General features: G+C 63.1%; 13 protein-coding genes and 1 tRNA gene. 7 read left to right on the top strand and 7 right to left on the bottom strand.

Features of this window, described 5'->3' with window-relative positions:
• Positions 1-1,156 (top strand): NAD-dependent succinate-semialdehyde dehydrogenase (locus tag EN738_RS02255; protein WP_145966822.1); only part of this gene is annotated, 1,156 nt, incomplete at its 5' end.
• A 45-nt stretch (positions 1,157-1,201) separates the two neighbouring features.
• On the opposite strand, the gene EN738_RS02250 is transcribed toward EN738_RS02255, so the two are convergent.
• On the bottom strand, positions 1,202-6,004 hold the full coding sequence (locus EN738_RS02250) for a winged helix-turn-helix domain-containing protein (protein ID WP_127282284.1): 4,803 nt from the start codon (positions 6,002-6,004) through the stop codon (positions 1,202-1,204).
• A gap of 173 nt (positions 6,005-6,177) precedes the next feature.
• Here EN738_RS02250 and EN738_RS02245 point away from each other — a divergent pair, with 173 nt between their 5' ends.
• Positions 6,178-7,032, top strand: a complete 855-nt coding sequence (locus EN738_RS02245; protein WP_127282283.1) for a DUF1194 domain-containing protein — start codon at positions 6,178-6,180, stop codon at positions 7,030-7,032.
• A 63-nt stretch (positions 7,033-7,095) separates the two neighbouring features.
• Here EN738_RS02245 and EN738_RS02240 read toward each other — a convergent pair whose 3' ends face one another.
• The 4 genes from EN738_RS02240 to EN738_RS02225 all read right to left on the bottom strand — a co-directional run bounded on the left by EN738_RS02240 (position 7,096) and on the right by EN738_RS02225 (position 12,143).
• On the bottom strand, positions 7,096-8,922 hold the full coding sequence (locus tag EN738_RS02240; protein ID WP_189605714.1) for a patatin-like phospholipase family protein: 1,827 nt from the start codon (positions 8,920-8,922) through the stop codon (positions 7,096-7,098).
• A 296-nt stretch (positions 8,923-9,218) separates the two neighbouring features.
• Positions 9,219-10,034, bottom strand: a complete 816-nt coding sequence (locus EN738_RS02235; RefSeq protein WP_127282285.1) for an oxidoreductase — start codon at positions 10,032-10,034, stop codon at positions 9,219-9,221.
• A gap of 65 nt (positions 10,035-10,099) precedes the next feature.
• Entirely contained in the window at positions 10,100-11,401 is a 1,302-nt protein-coding gene (fabF, locus tag EN738_RS02230) for a beta-ketoacyl-ACP synthase II (protein WP_127282281.1), read from the bottom strand.
• A gap of 136 nt (positions 11,402-11,537) precedes the next feature.
• A complete protein-coding gene (locus EN738_RS02225; protein ID WP_127282280.1) occupies positions 11,538-12,143 on the bottom strand; it encodes a TetR/AcrR family transcriptional regulator in 606 nt (201 codons plus the stop codon).
• An 86-nt stretch (positions 12,144-12,229) separates the two neighbouring features.
• On the opposite strand from EN738_RS02225, the gene EN738_RS02220 reads away from it, so the two are divergent.
• From EN738_RS02220 to EN738_RS02210, 3 genes are all read left to right on the top strand, one after another.
• Positions 12,230-13,342: an efflux RND transporter periplasmic adaptor subunit gene (locus tag EN738_RS02220; RefSeq protein ID WP_127282279.1), complete on the top strand. Its 1,113-nt coding sequence runs from the start codon at positions 12,230-12,232 to the stop codon at positions 13,340-13,342.
• A 2-nt stretch (positions 13,343-13,344) separates the two neighbouring features.
• On the top strand, positions 13,345-16,464 hold the full coding sequence (locus EN738_RS02215) for an efflux RND transporter permease subunit (protein ID WP_127282278.1): 3,120 nt from the start codon (positions 13,345-13,347) through the stop codon (positions 16,462-16,464).
• Positions 16,465-16,595: 131 nt separating this feature from the next.
• Positions 16,596-17,210, top strand: a complete 615-nt coding sequence (locus tag EN738_RS02210) for a TetR family transcriptional regulator (protein ID WP_127282277.1) — start codon at positions 16,596-16,598, stop codon at positions 17,208-17,210.
• Positions 17,211-17,347: 137 nt separating this feature from the next.
• Here the strand turns inward: EN738_RS02210 and EN738_RS02205 are convergent.
• Positions 17,348-17,424 (bottom strand) — tRNA-Met (locus EN738_RS02205).
• A gap of 238 nt (positions 17,425-17,662) precedes the next feature.
• Between EN738_RS02205 and EN738_RS02200 the strand changes: the two genes are divergently transcribed.
• Complete coding sequence (locus EN738_RS02200; RefSeq protein ID WP_127282276.1) at positions 17,663-18,631, top strand: Gfo/Idh/MocA family oxidoreductase; 969 nt, start codon at positions 17,663-17,665, stop codon at positions 18,629-18,631.
• A 38-nt stretch (positions 18,632-18,669) separates the two neighbouring features.
• Here the strand turns inward: EN738_RS02200 and mnmA are convergent, their stop codons facing one another.
• Positions 18,670-19,860 carry a tRNA 2-thiouridine(34) synthase MnmA gene (mnmA, locus tag EN738_RS02195; protein WP_127282275.1) on the bottom strand — a complete coding sequence of 397 codons (1,191 nt, stop codon included), beginning with the start codon at positions 19,858-19,860 and terminating at the stop codon, positions 18,670-18,672.
• Positions 19,861-20,121: 261 nt separating this feature from the next.
• Between mnmA and EN738_RS02190 the strand changes: the two genes are divergently transcribed.
• Positions 20,122-20,397, top strand: a complete 276-nt coding sequence (locus EN738_RS02190) for a DUF1153 domain-containing protein (RefSeq protein ID WP_006203587.1) — start codon at positions 20,122-20,124, stop codon at positions 20,395-20,397.
• The last annotated feature ends 15 nt before the right edge of the window (positions 20,398-20,412 follow it).

Raw genomic sequence — 20,412 nt, 5'->3', positions numbered from 1 at the left:
GCCCTTCGCCGAGGCGCGCGGCGAGATCCTCTACGCCGCCGCCTATGTCGAGTGGTATGCCGAGGAAGCCAAGCGCATCTATGGCGAGACGATCCCCGCACCGTCGAATGACAAGCGCATGATGGTCATCAAGCAGCCCGTCGGCGTCGTCGGCACGATCACGCCGTGGAACTTTCCCGCCGCGATGATCGCCCGCAAGGTCGCGCCGGCGCTCGCCGTCGGCTGCACGGTCGTCTCGAAGCCCGCCGAGCAGACGCCGCTTTCGGCGCTGGCGCTGGCCGTCCTTGCCGAGCAGGCCGGCGTGCCGGCGGGCGTCTTCAACGTCATCGTCGGCGAAGACGGTCCGGCCATCGGCAAGGAATTGTGCGGCAACGACAAGGTGCGCAAGATCAGCTTCACCGGCTCGACCGAGGTCGGCCGCATCCTGATGCGCCAGTGCGCCGACCAGATCAAGAAGGTCAGCCTCGAGCTCGGCGGCAATGCGCCGTTCATCGTCTTCGACGATGCCGATCTCGACGCCGCGGTCGAAGGCGCGCTCGCCTCCAAGTACCGCAATGCCGGCCAGACCTGCGTCTGCGCCAACCGCCTCTACGTCCAGTCCGGCGTCTATGACGCCTTCGCCGCCAGGCTCGCGGCAAAGGTGGCGGCGATGCCGGTCGGCGACGGCTTCGAGGCAGGCGTGATGGTCGGCCCGCTGATCGACGACAAGGGCCTGGCGAAGGTCGAGAGCCATGTCGAGGACGCGGTATCGAAGGGTGCCAAGGTGCTGACCGGCGGCAAGCGCATCAAAGGCGCCGGCACGTTCTTCTCGCCGACAGTGCTGACGGGCGTCACAAGCGGCATGCAGGTGGCGCGCGAGGAGACTTTCGGCCCCGTCGCGCCGCTCTTCCGTTTCGACACCGTCGAGGACGTGATCGCGCAGGCGAACGACACCGAATTCGGACTTGCGGCGTATTTCTTCGCCGGCGACCTGAAGAAGGTCTGGCGGGTGGCCGAGGCGCTGGAATATGGCATGGTCGGGATCAACACCGGCCTGATATCCAGCGAAGCGGCGCCGTTCGGCGGCATCAAGCAGTCCGGCCTCGGCCGCGAGGGCTCCCGCCACGGCGCGGACGACTATCTGGAAATCAAATATCTCTGCATCGGCAACCTGTGAGCCACTCGGACGGCTCAAGCGGCAACATCTGGCCCGTTGCCGACATCAGCCCGGACAGGTGCCGGTTGCAGGGTCCGCAGGCAGGAAGAAGCTTCGCCGCTCGCAAGCGGTGAGCTCGCGAGGCACGGTGCGCCGGGCGAAGTCGATGAGGTCCTTGGGCGCCTGGAAGACACGAACGATAGGGACACTTTTTTCGCCGGCAACAATTGCGACGCGGGTGCCGTCGGAACTGAAAGCTGCGCGTGTAAAGCCCAGTAGAACGGTTGCTTCGTCGTGGCTGCCAAGGACGGCAATTTGGCGCCCCGATTGCGTCGCCCATAGCCGCACCGTGCGATCTTTCGAGGACGCGGTCACGACATACAAACCGTTGGGACTGAACTGGGCGCTGTCGACGGCGCCGCTGTGGCCCCTTAGAACGGCCCTTTCCAGTCCGCCAGCGACGCCCCAGATGCGGACGGTTCCATCGCGCGAGCCGGTCAGCAGCGACTGACCGTCGGGGCTGAAGGCGAGGACCGTTAGCGCGCCGGTGTGTCCCACTAGCGTTCCGACGTTTGCTCCGTCCGCGGTCGACCAAATGCGAGCCGTGTGGTCGAGTGAGCCCGTGGCGACCATTTGACCGTCCGGGCTGAAGGCCGCTGCCGTGATGCGATCCTGATGCCCCACAAGAACCCTGAGCTCGGCTCCGCCCGTCGTCAGCAAGTGGCCCGCATTGTCTTCCCTGGCCGAGAGGATCAGATTTCCGTCAGGGCTGAGAATGGCCTGCGGCAGATTGCTGCTTGTATTGATCACGGCCAGCTTGGTGCCGTTCGCCGCGTCCCACAACTGCGCGGTGCCGTTCATCGATGCGCAGAGAAGCGATTTGCCATCGCGACCAAACTGGATCTGGATCAGGCCGCCATGTGATCGGAACTGGGTGGTCTCGTGTCCCGTGGCCACATCCCAAATTCGGACCTGGCCCCCAAGCGATGCCGTCGCGACGCGCCTTCCATCTAGGCTGAACGTCGCGCTTTGAACGATCTCATGTGTATCGAGCCGGATTGTCTCGCGCCCGCTCACGACATCCCACAGGTGCGCCGCGCTGTCGCCGCCGCCGGTCAGCAGGTGGACATTGTCGGGACTGAAGACCGCGAAAGTCGGCCGGTATTCATGCGAGAGCGCGGTCGTGAGGGCGCCGTCGACATCCCACAGCCGAGCGGTGCCATCGTGTGAAGCAGTGAGAAGAATGTTGCTGTCAACCGGGCTGAATTCCAGATGCTCGACCAAAGATTCATGGCCGGCGATCGTCGTCACCAACGAGGCGCGTTCAACGTCCCAGATGCGGATCGGCCCATTGACCGAGGCGGTCGCCAGGAAGCGGTCGTCCGGGGTGAAAGCACCGGTCATCTCCACATCACGTTCATCCGTGTCGATGTCTGCCTTCAATCCCGAAACCTCCTGGCCGAGCACATCATCCAGCGTTCCCAACACTCCATCCCAAATCCGGGCAGTGCCATCGAGGGATACAGTGGCGATTCGCTGACCCCCGTGACTGAAAATCACGCCGTTCAATTGCGTGTCGCTCTTGCTGCCGGCCAACTTTGCGATCTCCGTTCCTTTCGACACATCGAAAAGGCTGGAAGTGTCGCGGTGTGAATGCCAACCCCACGGGCCGGCCAGCATCCGGCTTCCGTCCGGGCTGAACGCCAGGCTGTAGGGCCAGGAGGTCACTCGGATTGACCGCGTCAGCGCGCCGTCTGCGCTATTCCAGATCGAAACAAAATGCCTGCCTGCCGTCGCGAAGCTGCGGCCGTCTGAACTGAAAGCAGCACGCGTATATGCGTCGCTCCTTACACCTAGGACTTTCTTTCCGGTCCGAGCATCCCAGAGCGTTGCATCGCTGTTCTCCCCCGCCGTCAGCACCCGGGTGCCATCCGGGCTGAAGATTGCCGTCGGATAGTTGCTTACAGGCCGCAGGATGAAGAGCTGTTCTCCCGATGTGGCCTCCCAAAGGCGTGCAGTGCCATCCCTCGCGGCCGTCAGGATACGGCTCCCATCCGGGCTGAATTCAGCCCTCTCCAGGGCCTCTTCATGTCCTTTTAGAACTGCGGTTTCGGCGCCGCTGGAGATGTCCCAGACGGCTGCAGTCTTGTCGTGGGATGCGGTGACGATGCGATCGCCGGCCGGATTGAATGCCGCATCCGTCACGCCGGCCCCATGCCGGAAGATTTTGATCTGTCGGTGCGCCAGCAGAGCCTTGTAGAGGGCTGTCTCAGCCTCAAAGAGATAGGGCCGCTTGGGCTGGTCTTTCGAGGACAGTGCTTCGAGCGCCAACAGGATCGCAGCCTCGGTGTTGCCTCTCGACGCGGACTGCTCCGAAAGAAACGAGAGCGAAAGAGACTGATTGCGCAGCGCCTGATCGCGTTGGCCCCTTGCCTCCTCCCGCGCTTTGAAGGCGACCAGCGCGCCTGCGCCCGCCATGAGAGCGAGCGCGATCGCCACGATCGCGGCATTGCGCGTCCGTCGGGCGAGCCGGTTTGCTGCGACAGCCGCGAGGCTCCGGCGCTCGGCCTCGCGCTCCAGGCGCTCGCGTTTTGCCTCTTCGGCGGCCTCGATCAGCGCCAGCTCCGCGTGCCGGTCTTTCTCCTCCTTGTGCCGATGGGCACGCAAGGACTCTTCGATGTACTCAAGGACGGCATCGTCGACCTCCTCCCGTCGTGACAGCATCAGCTCTTCGCCTTCGGCGAGGCGTTTGCCGGACGGAAGGAGAAGCTCTCTATTCCTGTTCTCCAGGTGCCAACGGTGAGCGTCGGCCCTGAGGCGGTCGCGTGTCTCGAGGAAGTTCCGGTTTGCGTTCACAATGTCACCGGCGCGCGGCCAACGGCTCAGCAGTGCTTCATGTGCTACGCGGACGACGACATGGCCTGCGGCGTCCTCATCGCTGACGAGGAGCCGGGCGTCGATCAGGGCCCTGACGAGGGCCGATCGCGCGGGAGTGCCTGCAACTTCGGTGAGCAGGGCAGGACGCGCCGTCACCGTTTCATCGCCCGGATTTGCCGTGGTGAGGGCGCCCAGCACCGCGGGCAAGGCCTCCTGGATCTTGGGCGCCAGCAGATCTACGACTTCATCGGCGCGGCGCGCGATTGCGCCTTCGAGCCCGCCGAGCGCGCGATAATGCGAAAAGGTGAGGAGCCGGCGCTCGCGACCGGCCTCGTACAGCGCGTCGAGCACAAACTCGAGAAGCGGCAATGATCCGGGATCGGCAGCAGCTGCCTCCTGCAGCACATCATCGAGCCGCCCCAACTCGGCATTCTGCTCGAAGCGGAGCCCGGCAACGCCCGCGGGCTCGCGGATGATCTGCGCGATCTCCGGGCCGGTCGGCGGCAGGAGTTCGTAGCTGGCGAGACCGTCCTTGAGCGCCGAGAAGCCCGGCACCTCGCCGCAGCGGTGAAAGAAGTCCGAACGGATCGCCGCGATCACCCAGACCAGTCCGCTCGCGGCCAGCACCGCCATGAGCCGCACAAGGGCCTCGCGCGTCGCCGGCTGCTTCTGCGTGGTGAAAAGCTCCTCGAGCTGATCGATGGCAACCAGCAATCTGATCTGCGAGCGGGCCGATCCGGCGGCCTTGCCAAGTGCCTGCCGGATCATCGCCAGCGCCCGGTCCGGCGCGTTCCTGCAGAGCAGCGCCAGCTCCGCGGCTGTTACGTCGCGCGACAGTTCCGGCACAGCAGCTTCGCCAAGCAGGGCCGCAGCCAGCACAGCGAACGCATCCGGTCCTTCGGATAGGCGGATCAGGCAGCGCCGCCACAGGGATATGCCCGCCACGGCTCCAGGCCGCGTCAAAGACGGCATCAGGCCGGCGCGCAGCAGGGAAGACTTGCCGCAACCGCTCATCCCGTAGATGAGCAGGAATGCCGGGCCGCTGGCTGCCTGCTGCTCCAGTCTTGCAGTGCAGGCAGCAATCGCCCGCGCCCGGCCGAAGAACAGGTCGGCATCTTCGAATTCGAAGGCATCGAGGCCGCGAAATGGCGACTTGACCGGTTCCTCCGAAGCAAGCGGTACGCGGTAGATGCGCAAGGCGCGCGCGACACTCTTCAGCTTGTGCTCGCCGAGATCGACGAATTCCAGCGAGAGCCGGTCTTGCGCCTGGGCGTGGACCGCTTCGGTGACGCAAATCCCACCCGGTCGTGACAGAATTTGCAGATGCGCGGCGACCTCGACGGCCTCGCCTGCGAGGTGGTCGCCCTCGGCGACGACATAGGCCAGGTGAACGCCGATGCGGAAGCGCAGGCGCTTTGTCTCGGGAACTTCGCAGTCCCGCCTGTCGACCTCATGCTGGATCTCGCTCGCACACCGCATCGCTTCGACAGGGCCGGCAAACTCGGCGACCAGGCTCCCTTCGCCGTTCCAGAACGCGCGACCCGCATGTTGGACCAGCAGCCGATCGATGATCTGCTGGTACTCCCGGAGAGATGTGGCGGAAATCCGCTTGACTGTCGGCCGGCTCTCGGAGGCCAATTCGGCTGCCAGGATGGTCGCCATCCTCGGTCCGGCATTTGCGGGAAGGACCAGCCTGTAGCCGCGCCTCGGCACTGTCTGCACGACGGTCTGCCGGCTGTCGTTGAGCGCCGCACGGATCTCGTGAATGCATTGCACCAGGCTGTCGTCGGTGACGGCTATCCCGTTCCAGACCGCCCTCATCAGGTCGTCCTTGGTGACGACGCGATCCGCGTTCGCCAGAAGGTGACGAAGCACCGCAAAGGTCTGCTGGCGAAGTGCGATCGTCCTGTTGGACTTGTCGCGCAAGGTCTCGCTGCTCACGTCGGCGGTAATGCCGTTGAGTACGAACGTCGTGGGCGGCGAGCTATCCAAGCCGGTTTCCTCACGCAGGAGGCCGCAGTCCAATGCTTCGATATTAGCACGGACTGCGAAGCGTCATCACCATCCGACGGGCGCGGAGCGCAGATTTCGGCGAATGATCGGAAGCTGTTCGTGACGCGCGGGACGCCTCGGACCGACAATTGCATGTCAGCGAGAGGCTCGCCATGGACGACCTGGTGCGGATTGCTCGATGTGCGGGTGCAAGACCGGTGCTGCGGCTCACGGCCGTCTGCCTGCTGTTCTTCGCGATGGCGTCGCAGGCTCACGCGACCGACCGTCCCGCTGACCACCTGGCCGAAGTCGATCTGCAATTGATCCTGGCCGTGGACGTTTCGCCTTCGATGAGCAACGTTGAGCAACGAGTGCAACGCGACGGCTACGTCAGTGCCTTCCGCCACGCGGACATCGCGACGGCCATCAAGTCGGGAGAGCGGGGCAGAATTGCAGTGCTTTATCTGGAGTGGGCAGGGCCACACCAGCAAACAGTCATCATGCCGTGGACAATTGTTGAAGGCCGCGAGGACGCCCTGATCTTGGCAGACAGGCTCGCGGCGCTGCCGTTGACCGTAGGTCGCGGAACGTCGATCTCCGGCGCATTGTGGGCGGCGCATGATCTGTTCGCGAAGAGTGGCTTGCGAAGCCCGCGCAGGGTTGTTGACGTATCCGGCGATGGACCCAACAATGCCGGAGCGCCGCTTGATCCCATCCGGCAGGTCCTTCTGGCGGAAGGCGTGACGATCAACGGGTTGCCGATCGCACTGCCCCGCATCGGCTGGGCCGGCGGGTTTGCGATCTACGACCGTTCCTATCTGCAATCCTATTTCGAACGCTGCGTCATTGGCGGACCAGACGCATTTGCGATCGGCGTCACCGAGGCCGCCATGTTCGCTACCGCGGTCCGGCTAAAGCTGGTGCGTGAAATTTCCATGAACATGGGTCAGGTGATCCACGCCGCCTACACGACGCGTTCCGACCGCACAGCCGACTGCAACATGATCGCTCAGTCGCCGGGCCGGTAAGTTCGGCAATGGGGACCGCGATGCAGGGCAGCAACGGAAGGCGCAAAGTCTAGTGGTGATGCGCTAAGTATGTGCGTTACCTAGCATCGCCCGGAGGCCTGAGTCGTTCTGGCGGAGACGTTCCTCGATCCATTGCGCCGTGCGGCCGTGGGCGTCCGAAAACAGCTCGGAATGCCGACTCCAATCCATGAAGGTGCTCGAGACCTGCGGACAGACCAAGACATCCTCGTCGCCGACGGCAATGTCCTGCGGCCCGTGTGCCAGCATACTCGCGGCAATAACCTGAAGCATGCTCGGAACCTGCGGCAGGCGGGCACGGCCGAAAGGGTTCAGCAGGGCGACCGCCAGTTCCGATCTTCCGGGGATGCGGTCATAGTCGACGTGGTATTTTTGCGGTCCATTGGACCCAAAGCTCACGATCACATTGGGGCCGGTCTTGAGTTCCCTCATCTGTTCCAGCGGCAAATTGTTCATGATGGCGCCGTCCACCAGCATATCGCCGTCAGCCGTAAAGAACGGCGGCAGGACACCCGGGAGCGAGCCGGATGCCCGAACGGCTTGCCAGAGTTTCCCACGACGGTGGACATGGGGCTGACGGCTGCTCAGATTGGTCGAAAGCGCAAAGAACGGAAGCCAAAGATCTTCGATCAGGACGTCGCCGTATTCTTCCCGAAGGGCTCGATCGAAGGCTTTGTGATCTAGAAGCGCGAAACGCGGCAAGGTGGGGCGCCGAAACGCCCTGCTCTTAACAAATACGTTGTGCGTGCCGCGGTCGATCTGCTCCGCGTCCAACCCTCTTGCGAAGCCGGCCATCATCGCGGCTCCGGAACTCGTCCCGCCGAGATAGTCGAAGCGCGCGCCCGCCTCGACGAAGGCCTTGTAGACGCCCAGATGGGCGCTGCCCAGGGACCCACCCCCCGCCGCCACGAAGCCACGGGCCTTGCAGGAAATAAATCGGACCAGGCGCTGGATATCAGACACGTCCTCCAGCGCAACATGATGATGCTGGCCGACATGGGGACGCTCATCGAGCCACGCAGAGGTTCCGTAGACCGCAGCCGAGCGATTGTCGTGAACTAGGACAAGCCGACCGGTCGATGGTGGATGGACCGATAGCGCCAATTCCTCGGCCGTGTTCAAGCGAGGCGAGGAGGATGCGTTCGCTACAAGCAGGACGGTATCGGCCTGGCGAATGCAGACTCGTGTCCATTCATTAGGTTCTTCATCGGCGACGTAGACAACGAATTCAGCTTGCGCCTCGAGTTCGTTCAACCAGTTAAGGACCGGCTGGTCGTCGATCGGACGACCCGCGAACCTCGCGTGGACGTCATGCCGGGAAACGAACTGAGCGTGCGTGAGCGCACCGAACTCTTGCTGTAGGTGCCCGATGAAAACCGGTGAGATGCGGCTTCCGCCGGCTGCGATGATGGCAAGCGTTCGGATCTTGGCAGGTTTCTGACGTGACAAAATCGGAGATTGCGTGGCGAACCGGCGCGCCAGAGATGTTGTGACCGCCTCTCTCAGGTTCGGCAGAGCCTCGGCCGCCTTCTCGAAATGATTGCGACTGATTTCAAGGACGATCGAATCGCGCGCTGCAAGGACAGTGGCCGTACGGGGCAGCCCTGCAAAGAAACCAATTTCGCCGACCAGTTCGCCCTGTGCGATCTCGGCGACCGAGCCAATCCGATCTCCTTTGTGTACCGTAAAGCGACCGGACAGCACGACGAAGAACCTGTCCGATGGATCGCCTTCGCGAACCAGGACCTCACCGCGCCTTAGGACTAGACGGTCGGATTCGGCGGCCAAAGCCTCGAGCGCCAGCAACGACGCACGATCGAACATCAATGTCGCCGACAATAGTCTCGCGGCGAGAGAATCGACGGAGGACATTTGAGCCATCCCGAGGACGCATTCGCTCCGGCAATTGTATCCCGTGCCGCTCGTTTTTACAGCGTCGCAAGGCGCATTGGTTTCCGGTGGCGTCTGTGAGGCGCTCGATCCGCGGCAACTGGTGGGTAGCAGCGAGAGGCTTCGGAAGCCTAGGTGTTGTTAGCGGTGGTGGCGGAGGACCGTTCTCTCCGCTTCAACATTCGGCACCGGCCCATCTGTCGGTGGACTGGTAGCGGGAGAGCGCTACCGCCTTTCCCCCCCCCACCTACCAGATCGACGGTTCCTGCTCCGTCGAATCAGACCGGAAGGCCGAGTTGCTTTCGAAGGCTCTTGTCAAATGCGGACGCGGGAACGAAACGGCGCAGGAAACTGACCTGGCGAGCTGTTTTTCCGGCCGTGTAGCGCCGCTTCGGGTCTGGGTCGGTCGCAGCCGCCAGAACTGTCTTGGCCACCACCTCGGGCGTATCACCCTTTTCCATCGCTTTCCGAACCGCCTCTTTCATGCCGGCCCGCGACGAGTTGTAGATATCGAGCAATTGATCCGGGGTGGCGAGGCTTTCTTCGAATGACGTGCGGGTATAGGCGGGCTCGACCAATGCCACGCGAATTCCGAACGGGCGCACTTCGTGGTCCAGCGATTCGGAGTAGCCCTCGATCGCGTGTTTGGTCGAGGCGTAAAGTGCGAAATAGGGAGCGGGGATGAACCCCTGCACCGAACTCACATTGACGATTCTGCCCTCGCCCTGGCGTCGCATCGTCGGCAGGACCGTGTTTGTCATGCGGAAAACGCCGAAGACGTTCACGTCGAACAGCGCCTGGGCTTGACCAGTCGAGGATTCCTCGGCCGCGCCAAACAGGCCCATGCCGGCATTGTTGACAAGCAGGTCGATGCGCCCCGTTTCGTCCAGCACCTCGTCGACCAGTTGCGATACGGACGTGTCGTCGGTCACATCGCAGGTCAGCATGGTTACGCCGCCGCTTTTTCCAGAGACCGCGCGACGGCTGGTGCCGAATACGCGAAAGCCCGCGCCCTGTAGGGCGTTGGCCGTTGCATGTCCGATGCCCGAGGATGCCCCTGTGACGATGGCAACGCCAGGATTGATCTTGTTCATGGAAATCACTTTCTTGGGTTGGAGTAGAGTGGAGAAAGGCAGAAAGACCGGAGCAAAAGCGTCAATCATGAAGGGCTCCAGCGTTCACGCCTGGCACCTTCTCCGTCCCAGCGCCGGAATAGGGCGCTGGCGTTGACCCCTCCGAAGCCAAAACCGTTGGAGATCGCGTACTCCATCTCCATTCGCCGAGCCCGGTTTGCGACGAAGTCGATCCCTTCACCCGCTGGATCCGGGGTATTCAAATTGAGAGTAGGCGGTGCCACCTGATCCCTGAGCGCAAGGATCGTGAAGATCGCGCCAAGCCCGCCGGCGGCGCCGAGCAGGTGGCCTGTCGCCGACTTCGTTCCGCTGACGGCTATCCCGAAATCGTGCCCGAACACGCTCTTGATCGCTTCGATCTCACCAAGGTCGCCCACCGGCGTGGAGGTTGCATGGGCATTGAGATGACGGACCTCGCGCGCCGAAATCCCTGCCTGAGCGATTGCAATCTCCATAGCTCGGCGCGCGCCATCGCCGTCCTCGGGACCTGAAGTGACGTGATACGCATCCGCCGTCGTGCCGTAGCCGACGACCTCGGCGAGCGGTTCCGCGCCGCGCGCCAGTGCATGGCTCAACTCCTCGATGACCAGGATGCCAGCGCCTTCGCCCATGACGAAGCCGTCCCGTGACATGTCGAATGGACGAGAGGCCTGGTCGGGGCGATGATTGTAGGAGGTCGAAAGCGAGCGTGCCGCCGCAAAGCCGCCCAGACTGACCACGTTCATGCAAGCTTCGGTGCCACCGCACACGGCGACATCCGCGTCATCGGCCCGGATGAGGCGGGCGGCATCGCCGATTGCTTGGATACCTGCCGCACAGGCCGTCACAGGCGCGCCGAGCGCCCCCTTGAATCCGTAGCGAATCGAGATGTGGCCGGCCGCCATGTTGACCAGAAAGGATGGGACCGTGAATGGTGAAAGACGCCGTACTCCGCGCTGGTCGACTGTCCGCACCGCCTCCGTGATGGCCGGAAAACCTCCGACACCTGAAGCGATGATCGTTGCGGTGCGAACCCGATCGCTCTCCGAACTCGGCTCCCATCTCGCCTGGGCAAGCGCCTCTTCCGCCGCGGCCAACGCGAAAAGAATGAATCGGTCGATTCTGCGCTGGTCCTTCGGAGCCACGAAGGCATTGGCATCGAGGCCGGCCTCGGGATCGTCTTCCAGGGAGGGAACCACGCCGCCGACCTTTGCGGGCAACTCTCCCACGACCTCGTCCGCAAGCCTCGTGATGCCCGAGCGACCGCTCAGGAGCCGCGTCCAGGTTGCCTCGACGTTTGCAGCAAGCGGCGTGACCGCTCCCATGCCTGTAACGACTATGCGTCGCATATACTCACCTATCAAATCGCTTGCGCCGCGAGGCTCTGCCCCACGCGCTGGCACAATCCTGACGGACGTTGGATTGCCGCTTACCCATCAGCCTAAAGAGGTGGATAGAAGTGCATCCCGCTTGGAGAAACCACCGTCATAGGGGCGGCTCTTCCTGAGCATTGCTGGACGATGATCGCTGCAGCACGCTCTCGGCTGCGGCTTGCAGAAACTGGTTCGACAGTTGCTTGTCGTTGACGGCCCGTGAAAGGACGACCGCACCGACCATCGTCGATAGGACGGCCATGGCCTTTCCATCGGGATCCTCGCCGTGGGCATCGCCAACCCATCCGTCGAGCAGCCCGAGATATTCCCTGATCCCGGCTTCGAAGGATGCTTTTACGTCGCTGCCCTGCCTGGCAGCATCCGAGCCCAGCGCCACGACCGGGCAGCCGTCCATCCTTTCTTCGCGATGTCCGGCGCTGAGGTAGAACTCGATCACTGCACCAAGCGGGTCCTTGGGATTTTTCGCGGCCGCGTCCCACCATCGACGCGATGCGTGCTCCAGTGCCCGCCTGGAGGCCAGCGCCTCCAAGTCCTCCTTTGATGCGAATTGCTTGTAAAAAGCGCCTTGGGTCAGCCCGGCGCCCTTCATCAGATCCTTAAGGCCGATGCCGTCAAAGCCATGCTTCCGGAAAAGGCGGCTTGCCACATCGATCACCGTCTCGCGGTTTTCCGCAGCCTGAGTGCGACTCACGCGCATCATCGATCTCCTTTTTTAGATTGCGTTCGTAATCTATGCCAGTTATAGAGTGTGAATGCAATCTATTTTGACGTGAGGCGATGGGCATGAAAAAGAGACCCCTAATTGTGCTGGGCAGTATCCTGATCGCAGGATCAGCGGCACTGGCATTCGTGACACTTTCTGACCGCACGCAGGCAGCCGCCGTCGCTGCCGACCCGAGGCAGGAACCTCCGATCGTCAGACTGGTGACGGGAGAGCAAGTCACCGGGTCTGCGCGCAGTTTTACCGGCATTGTCGCGGCGCGAGTGCAGAGCAACCTTGGTTTTCGCGTGCCCGGCAAGATTGTCCAGCGCCTCGTGGATGCTGGCGATCAGGTCAAGGCTGGACAGCCGCTCATGCGGATCGACGAGACCGATCTACAACTTGCGCTCACGGCAAAGCGCAACGCAGTCGCCGCGGCACACGCTGTCCTAATCCAGGCGGCAGCAGACGAGAAACGCTATGCGGCTTTGGTGAAAGACGGATTGGCTGCAACTCCGCAGCGATACGAACAGGCCAAGACCGCGCTGGATACCGCTACGGCCCAGCTCGCCGCCGCCGAAGCGGAAGCGAAGGTCGCGGAGAACGAAGCGACATACGCAGTCCTGGTGGCGGACGCCGATGGAACGGTGGTCGATACGCTCGGTGAGCCGGGTCAGGTCGTCTCCGCCGGCCAGACAGTGGTCCGGATCGCCCAGGCCGGCCTCCGCGAAGCGGTGGTATCACTTCCCGAAACGATCAGGCCGGCGATCGGCTCGGCGGCCGAGGCCAGCGTGTATGGTGGCGATGAGCACCGCCATGCGGCACATCTGCGACAATTATCCAACTCCGCCGATACCCAGACCCGCACCTATGAGGCCCGCTACGTGCTTGACGGTGAGGCTGCGGCGGCACCGCTTGGCGCGACGGTGACCATTCGGGTTGCAACCCAGGCGAGTCAGCCTGAGGTCCAGGTGCCGTTGGGAGCCGTGCTCGACGACGGCCGGAAGACTGGCGTTTGGGTCTTGGACAAGGGCACGTCGACCGTGCACTTTCAACCCGTCCAGCTTGTTCGTGTAGCCAGCGAAACCGCTGTGATCTCCGGACTAAGCTCCAGTGTTCCCATCGTGTCGCTCGGCGCTCATCTCCTGCAAGAGGGTGCTCGCGTGAGGACTGCCTCTGAAATCGGGAGCAACTGAGGATGACCCTCAATCTTTCAGCGCTCGCCGTTCGCGAACGGGCCGTCACTCTGTTCTTCATCCTCCTGCTGGTGGCTGCCGGCGCCTACGCCTTCCTTATGCTCGGCCGAGCGGAGGACCCCAACTTTACCATCAAGACCCTGACCGTCACGACGACATGGCCAGGCGCGACAGCGCGCGAGATGCAGGACCTCGTCGCCGAACCCTTGGAGAAGCGGCTTCAGGAGCTGACCTGGTACGACCGGGTGGAGACGACTACGCGGCCGGGCTATGCGTATATGACGGTCACGCTGAAGGACAGCACGCCGCCATCCGCCGTGCAGGAAGAGTTCTACCAGGCCCGCAAGAAGCTCGGGGATGAAGCCCGCAACCTGCCGCCCGGCGTCTACGGGCCCTTCATCAACGATGAGTACTCGGATGTCAGCTTCGCTCTTTATGCGCTCAAGGCCAAAGGCATGCCGATGCGTGAGCTGGCCAGGCAGGCCGAGGCGATCCGCCAGGACCTCTTGCACGTGCCCGGCGTCAAGAAGATCAACATCCTCGGTGAACGTCCCGAGCAGATTTTCGTCGAGTTCTCCTACGCCAGGCTGGCTACGCTCGGAGTGTCGGCCCAGGATATCATTGCCGCCTTGCAGCGGCAGAACACTGTCACCCCGGCGGGCTCGATCGACACTGACGGGCCGCAGGTCTTCATCAGGGTCAATGGCGCCTATGACAGTGTCCAGACGATCGCCGACACGCCGATCGTTGCCTCCGGGCGGACGCTCAAACTTTCCGACATCGCCGAGGTCCGCCGCGGCTATGAAGATCCTCCCACGTATCTCATCCGGCGCCAGGGTGAGCCCACGATCATGCTCGCGGCCGTTATGCAGGAGGGCTGGGATGGTCGCGCACTCGGCAAGGCGCTGGAGGACAGGACGGCGGCCATCGTACGGACATTGCCGCTCGGGATGACGCTCGACAAGGTGTCAGACCAAGCGGTCAACATTACCTCGGCGGTCGACGAGTTCATGATGAAGTTCGCGATGGCGCTGGGCGTCGTGCTGCTGATCAGCCTGCTGAGCATGGGCTGGCGGGTCGGCATCGTCGTGGCGGCCGCCGTCCCCCTGACGCTTGCCGCCGTGTTCCTCATTATGCTGGAGACGGGACGGTTCTTCGATCGCATCACGCTCGGCGCGCTCATCCTGGCGCTCGGTCTTCTCGTCGACGACGCCATCATCGCGATCGAGGTGATGGTGGTCAAGATGGAAGAGGGCATGGACCGTATCAAGGCGGCGGCCTATGCCTGGAGCCACACGGCGGCACCGATGCTGTCGGGAACGCTGGTCACGATAGCCGGCTTCCTGCCGGTGGGCTTCGCTCGCTCGACGGCCGGCGAATACGCTGGCAACATCTTCTGGGTTGTGGGTTTCGCCCTCATCGTCTCCTGGATCGTCGCCGTGGTCTTCACGCCCTATCTCGGCGTCAAGATGCTGCCCGCCATCAAACCGATCGAAGGCGGTCACCACGCGATCTACGACACGCCTAACTATCGGCGCCTGAGGCGGCTCATCACTTTTGCCGTGCGCCACAAGTTCGTGACCTCCGGTATTGTCGGCATCGCTTTCACGCTCTCCGTTGTCGGCATGGGTGCCATCAAGCAGCAGTTCTTCCCCACATCCGACCGCCCGGAAGTGCTGGTGGAGGTTCGCCTGCCGGAAGGCACCAGCATCGAGACGACGACCGCCACGGTCGAGAAGCTCGAGCACTGGCTGGACGGACAGCCCGAAGCCAAGATCGTCACGAGCTATGTCGGTCAGGGCGCCCCGCGCTTCTTCTTCGCGATGGCGCCTGAGCTGCCCGATCCCGCCTTTGCCAAGATCGTCGTTCTGACCCCGAATGCCGAGGCGCGCGAGGAATTGAAGCACCGGCTTCGAGAGGCGGTGGCACAGGGCCTCGCGCCGGAAGCCAATGTGCGCGTCACGCAGCTCGTGTTCGGCCCCTACACGCCGTTCCCGGTCGAGTTCCGGGTCATGGGACCTGATCCTGCGCAACTCTACAGTATCTCCGAGAAGGCCCTCGGCATCTTGCGGGGCGTCCCGGACGTGCGGCAGGCCAACCGCGACTGGGGCAATCGCACGCCCGTGCTTCGCTTCGTCCCGGACCAGGATAGATTGAGCCTCATCGGCCTGTCGCCGACCGAGGTGGCTCAGCAGCTGCAATTCCTCCTTACCGGCATCCCGGTCACGCAGGTCCGCGAGGACATCCGCAATGTCCCTATCGTGGCGCGCAGCGCCGGCGGCGAGCGGCTGGATCCGGCGCACCTGGCGGATTTCTCATTGATGAGCCGCGACGGCCGGCAGATTCCGCTCGACCAGATCGGCCATTCCGAAATCCGTCTTGAAGAGCCGATCCTGAAGCGCCGCGACCGCACGCCCGTTATCACAATCCGCTCCGACATCAACGAAGCGACCCAGCCTCCGGAGGTCTCAAAACAGGTCGTGAAAGCCCTTCAGCCGCTGATCGCATCCCTTCCGGCTGGCTATAGCATCGAAATGGGCGGATCGATCGAGGAGGCTGAAAAGGCCAACACCGCGTTGGGCAAGATCTTCCCGGCCATGATCGCCGCCATGCTGATCGTCATCATGCTCCAAGTGCGATCCTTCTCGACGATGTTCATGGTCGTGCTAACGGGGCCGCTTGGCCTCGTCGGCGTCGTGCCGATGTTGCTCGTCTTCCACCAGCCCTTTGGCTTCAACGCCATTCTGGGCCTGATAGGATTGGCCGGCATCCTGATGCGCAACACGCTGATCCTGACCGAACAGATTAAGGAAAACCGCGCCGCAGGCCTCGACGCCTATCACGCCGTCATCGAGGCCACAGTGCAGCGCGCGCGGCCCGTGATCCTAACCGCGCTTGCCGCAGTGCTGGCCTTCATACCCCTCACGCACTCCGTCTTCTGGGGATCGATGGCCTATACGCTGATCGGGGGCACGGCGGTTGGCACGGTATTGATCCTACTCTTCCTTCCCGCGCTCTATACCGCGTGGTTCCGGATCAAACCGACCGCGGACGAGAACCATGAGGCCGCCCCAACGCAAGAGCCAGAACCGCAACTGCGGCTGGCAATGGCCGCGGAATAGGACTCGTGCCGGATGAAATGGGGTCGAGGCCGGCCCAAAGGACTTGCCTTGCGGGCGGGACGATCGTGCCCGCTTCCAGATGCTCGACGGGCAAGTCTTGCAGATCCGATTGATCAGTCCCGGAGAGATCAATGAATCACCCGATCCGAGTGCGAACTGATCTCGACTCGGTGCGCGCGCGCATTCTTGAGGTAGCGGAGAAGCACTTTCGCCGCATCGGCTCCCATAAGACGTCGATGTACGACATCGCCTCAGACCTCGGCATGAGCCGGGCAAATGTCTACCGTTTCTTTCCCTCTAGGGATGCGATCAACGGGTTCATCTGCAAGCGGATCCTGGACGAGGCTGCCGATATCGCCTTTGCGATCGCACGTACGAACGCCACGGCGTCGGAAAAAATCAGTCGGCTTTTGATCGCAATTCATAATCATGGCAAGGCGACACTGATCGAGCAGAAGCACATGCACGACATGATTGTCGCGGTCATGCGGGAGGACCGGGAGATCGTCAAAGCTCATATTGAGTGGATGGTCACGATCTTCGAGGCGATCATCCGCGAGGGCATTGGAGCGGGCGAATTCAAGGTCAGCGACCCGGCAGAGGCGGCGCGCGCGGTCAAGACCGCGTTCATGTCGTTCTTCCATCCGGTTCTGATCGAGCACTGCGTCCAACACGGCGAAGACACCGAGGCGAGCTTGCGAGAGCAGATTGGCTTTATCCTGAAAGCACTTGCCAAGTCGGACTAAGCGGCATGCAGAAACAAACGTTAGGCAATGTGCGGCACCAGGCGGACGCCTCAACCCTTGAAATCATTCAAGATTCTTGGACGGGGCGCCACCACAACTACCCGTTTTCGCTATGATTTCAATGGCTTATGATGATTTGGTAGCGGGAGAGGGACTTGAACCCCCGACCCCAGGATTATGATTCCCGTGCTCTAACCAACTGAGCTACCCCGCCAGGGCGGCGAAAAGCCCGAAATCCACCTAAATCTAAAGGCATGTCGGAGCGTTCACCAAGGTCGGCGCGGATATAAGGTTGCGAGGGCAAGCCTGTCAAGCTTCGAAGCGACCGCCCGCCCGGCTTATTTGCGCTGCAGCAAAAGCTTTGCCGGACAGGCATTTGATCTGGGGCGCGGGGTTGAGTTCGACGGGGCACGTCGCTATGTCTCGGCCACGAAATTCTAGAGTTTGAGCGAATGAAGCCGCGCATTGCAGTCCTCGGTTGCGGATACTGGGGCAGCAACCATATCCGCACTCTCAAGGCGCTCGGCGCCTTGCACGCGGTTTCGGACCTCAATCGCGCGCGCGCGGAAGGCTTTGCCAGCGAGCAGGACTGTCTGGCGATCGAACCTGAGCAGTTGTTCAAGCGCGACGACGTCGACGGCATCGTCATGGCGCTGCCGCCGCAGTTCCACGCCGACATGGCGGTGCGCGCCATCGAGGGCGGCAAGGACGTGCTGGTGGAGAAGCCAATCGCGCTGACGGTCGCCGACGCTGAGCGCTCGGTGCAGGCGGCAAGGGACCACGGCCGCGTCTTCATGGTCGGCCATGTGCTGCGCTTCCACCCGGCTTTCGAGACGCTCAAGGGCCTCATCGACAATGGCGAGCTCGGCGAGGTGCGCTACATCCATTCGCATCGCCTCGGCCTCGGCAAGTTCCACACCGAAAACGACGCGCTGTGGGACCTTGCGCCGCACGACCTGTCGATGATCCTGGCGATCACCGGCACGGAGCCGATCGAGGTGAGGGGCGAGGGCGCCGCGCTGCTCGACAATCTCAGCGACTTCGCGCATCTGCACATGCGCTTTCCCAACGGGCTGCGCGGCCATCTCTTCGCCTCGCGGCTCAATCCCTATCGCGAGCGGCGGCTGACGGTGGTCGGCACCAAAGCTATGGCGGTGTTCGACGATGTCGAGCCGTGGGAGCGCAAGCTCGCCGTCTACCGCCATGCGGTGTGGCAGGACAGCGGACAGTGGGCCTTCACCGCCAACGAGCCGTCCTATGTGGCGGTCGGCGAAGGCATGCCGCTGACGCGCGAGCTGGCGCATTTCATGCAATGCATCGAAACGCGGGCCGAACCGCGCACCAGCGGCGAGGAAGCGATCAGGGTGCTGCGCATCCTGACGGCGGGCACCGTCACCCACTCCGGCCCTAGCCCGGGCTAAACGCCTTTGACGTCCGGAAATCGCGGCGAAGCGCGTCGCTATTCGGCGGGGATCTGCGCCGGGCGGGCGGCAAGCCGCGTCAGCATGGCCTCGGCCTCGGCGCCGCGCTCCGAGCGTTCGATGAAGCCGCCGCCGAACACGCGCGCCTCGTTGCCGTCGTCGGAATAGAGCACGCAGGCCTGGCCGGGCGCGATGCCCGACTCGCCGTCGACCAGTTCCACCGAGGTGATGCCGTCGCGGTGATGCAGCACCGCCGGACGCGGCGGGCGCGTCGAGCGGACCTTGGCGAACAGTTCCAGCCCGCCGGCCGGAACGTCGGTGAGCGGCCCGTCGCCAAGCCAGTTCATGTTGCGCAGATAGATCTTGTGCGTCTCCAGCGCCTCGCGCGGGCCGACGATGACGCGGGCACGGTCGGCGTCGAGATGGACGACATAGAGCGGCTCGCCGGAGGCGATGCCGATGCCGCGGCGCTGGCCGATCGTGTAGCGCAGGATGCCTTCATGGCGGCCGAGCACACGGCCGTCGATGTGGACGATGTCGCCCGGATTGGCGGCGGCAGGCTTCAGCTTGGCGATGATGTCTGAATATTTGCCCTGCGGCACGAAGCAGATGTCCTGGCTGTCCTGCTTGGCGGCGACCGTCAGTCCCATCTCCTCGGCGATGGCGCGAACCTGCGGCTTCGACAGGCCACCCAGCGGGAAACGCAGATAGTCGATCTGCGCCTGTGTCGTGGCGAACAGGAAATAGCTCTGGTCGCGGTCGGCATCGACCGGGCGGTAGAGCGCGCGATGGGCGCCATTGGCGCCGCAGCGGATGTAGTGGCCGGTGGCCAGAGCATCGGCGCCAAGGTCCTGCGCGGTCGCGAGAAGGTCGGCGAACTTCACCGTCTGGTTGCACGAGACGCAGGGGATCGGCGTCTCGCCGGCAACATAGGAATCGGCGAAGGGATCGATGACCGCCTTGCGGAAGCGCTCCTCGTAGTCGAGCACATAATGCGGGATGCCGAGCGTCTCGGAGACACGGCGGGCATCGTCGATGTCCTGGCCGGCGCAGCACGAGCCGGCGCGATGCGTCGCCGCGCCATGGTCATAGAGCTGCAGCGTGACGCCGACGACGTCATAGCCTTCGTGCTTCAGGATGCCGGCGACGACGGAGGAATCGACGCCGCCCGACATGGCGACGACGACGCGGGTGTTTTCGGGGCGTCCGGGAAGGTCGAGGCTGTTCATGGTTCTTTCGTTCTGCGTGGCGTCTGAATGCCAATGGCCGGAATATAGGTCAAGCACCCGCGTGGCGCCAGCGTCTCCCGGACGGGTCGATTTTTTGCCTGCAAAATCAATGCCCGGCGGCGCATCTCTCAAATGCCGAGGAAAACGCTAACGCGACGTTCACGATCCTTACCTAGTCATTAGGGTTCGCTTAGGCAATTTTTAAAGCTGTGGCGGTACTGTGGCGGGGATTGGGTCTTTGAGTTTTTTGTAGAGAGTACGATGACCGATCTGGTTAGACCGCGAGTCAAGTATGTTATCGGGCCTGACGGCAGCCCTCTTACGATTGCCGATCTGCCGCCGACCAATACGAGGCGCTGGGTTATCCGGCGCAAGGCGGAAGTTGTGGCCGCGGTGCGTGGCGGACTGCTCAGCCTCGAAGAGGCTTGCCAGCGCTACAAGCTCACCACCGAGGAATTCCTCTCCTGGCAAGCGTCGATCGACGAATACGGCCTTGCCGGGCTGCGCACGACGCGCATCCAGCAATACCGGCATTGATGCCTGTTCAGGCTA

Origin of the sequence: Mesorhizobium sp. M4B.F.Ca.ET.017.02.2.1 (assembly GCF_003998955.1) — a bacterium.
Lineage (GTDB): Bacteria > Pseudomonadota > Alphaproteobacteria > Rhizobiales > Rhizobiaceae > Mesorhizobium > Mesorhizobium abyssinicae.
The sequence above is the reverse complement of the archived record's forward strand: the minus strand, read 5'-3'. Positions and strand labels throughout refer to the sequence as shown.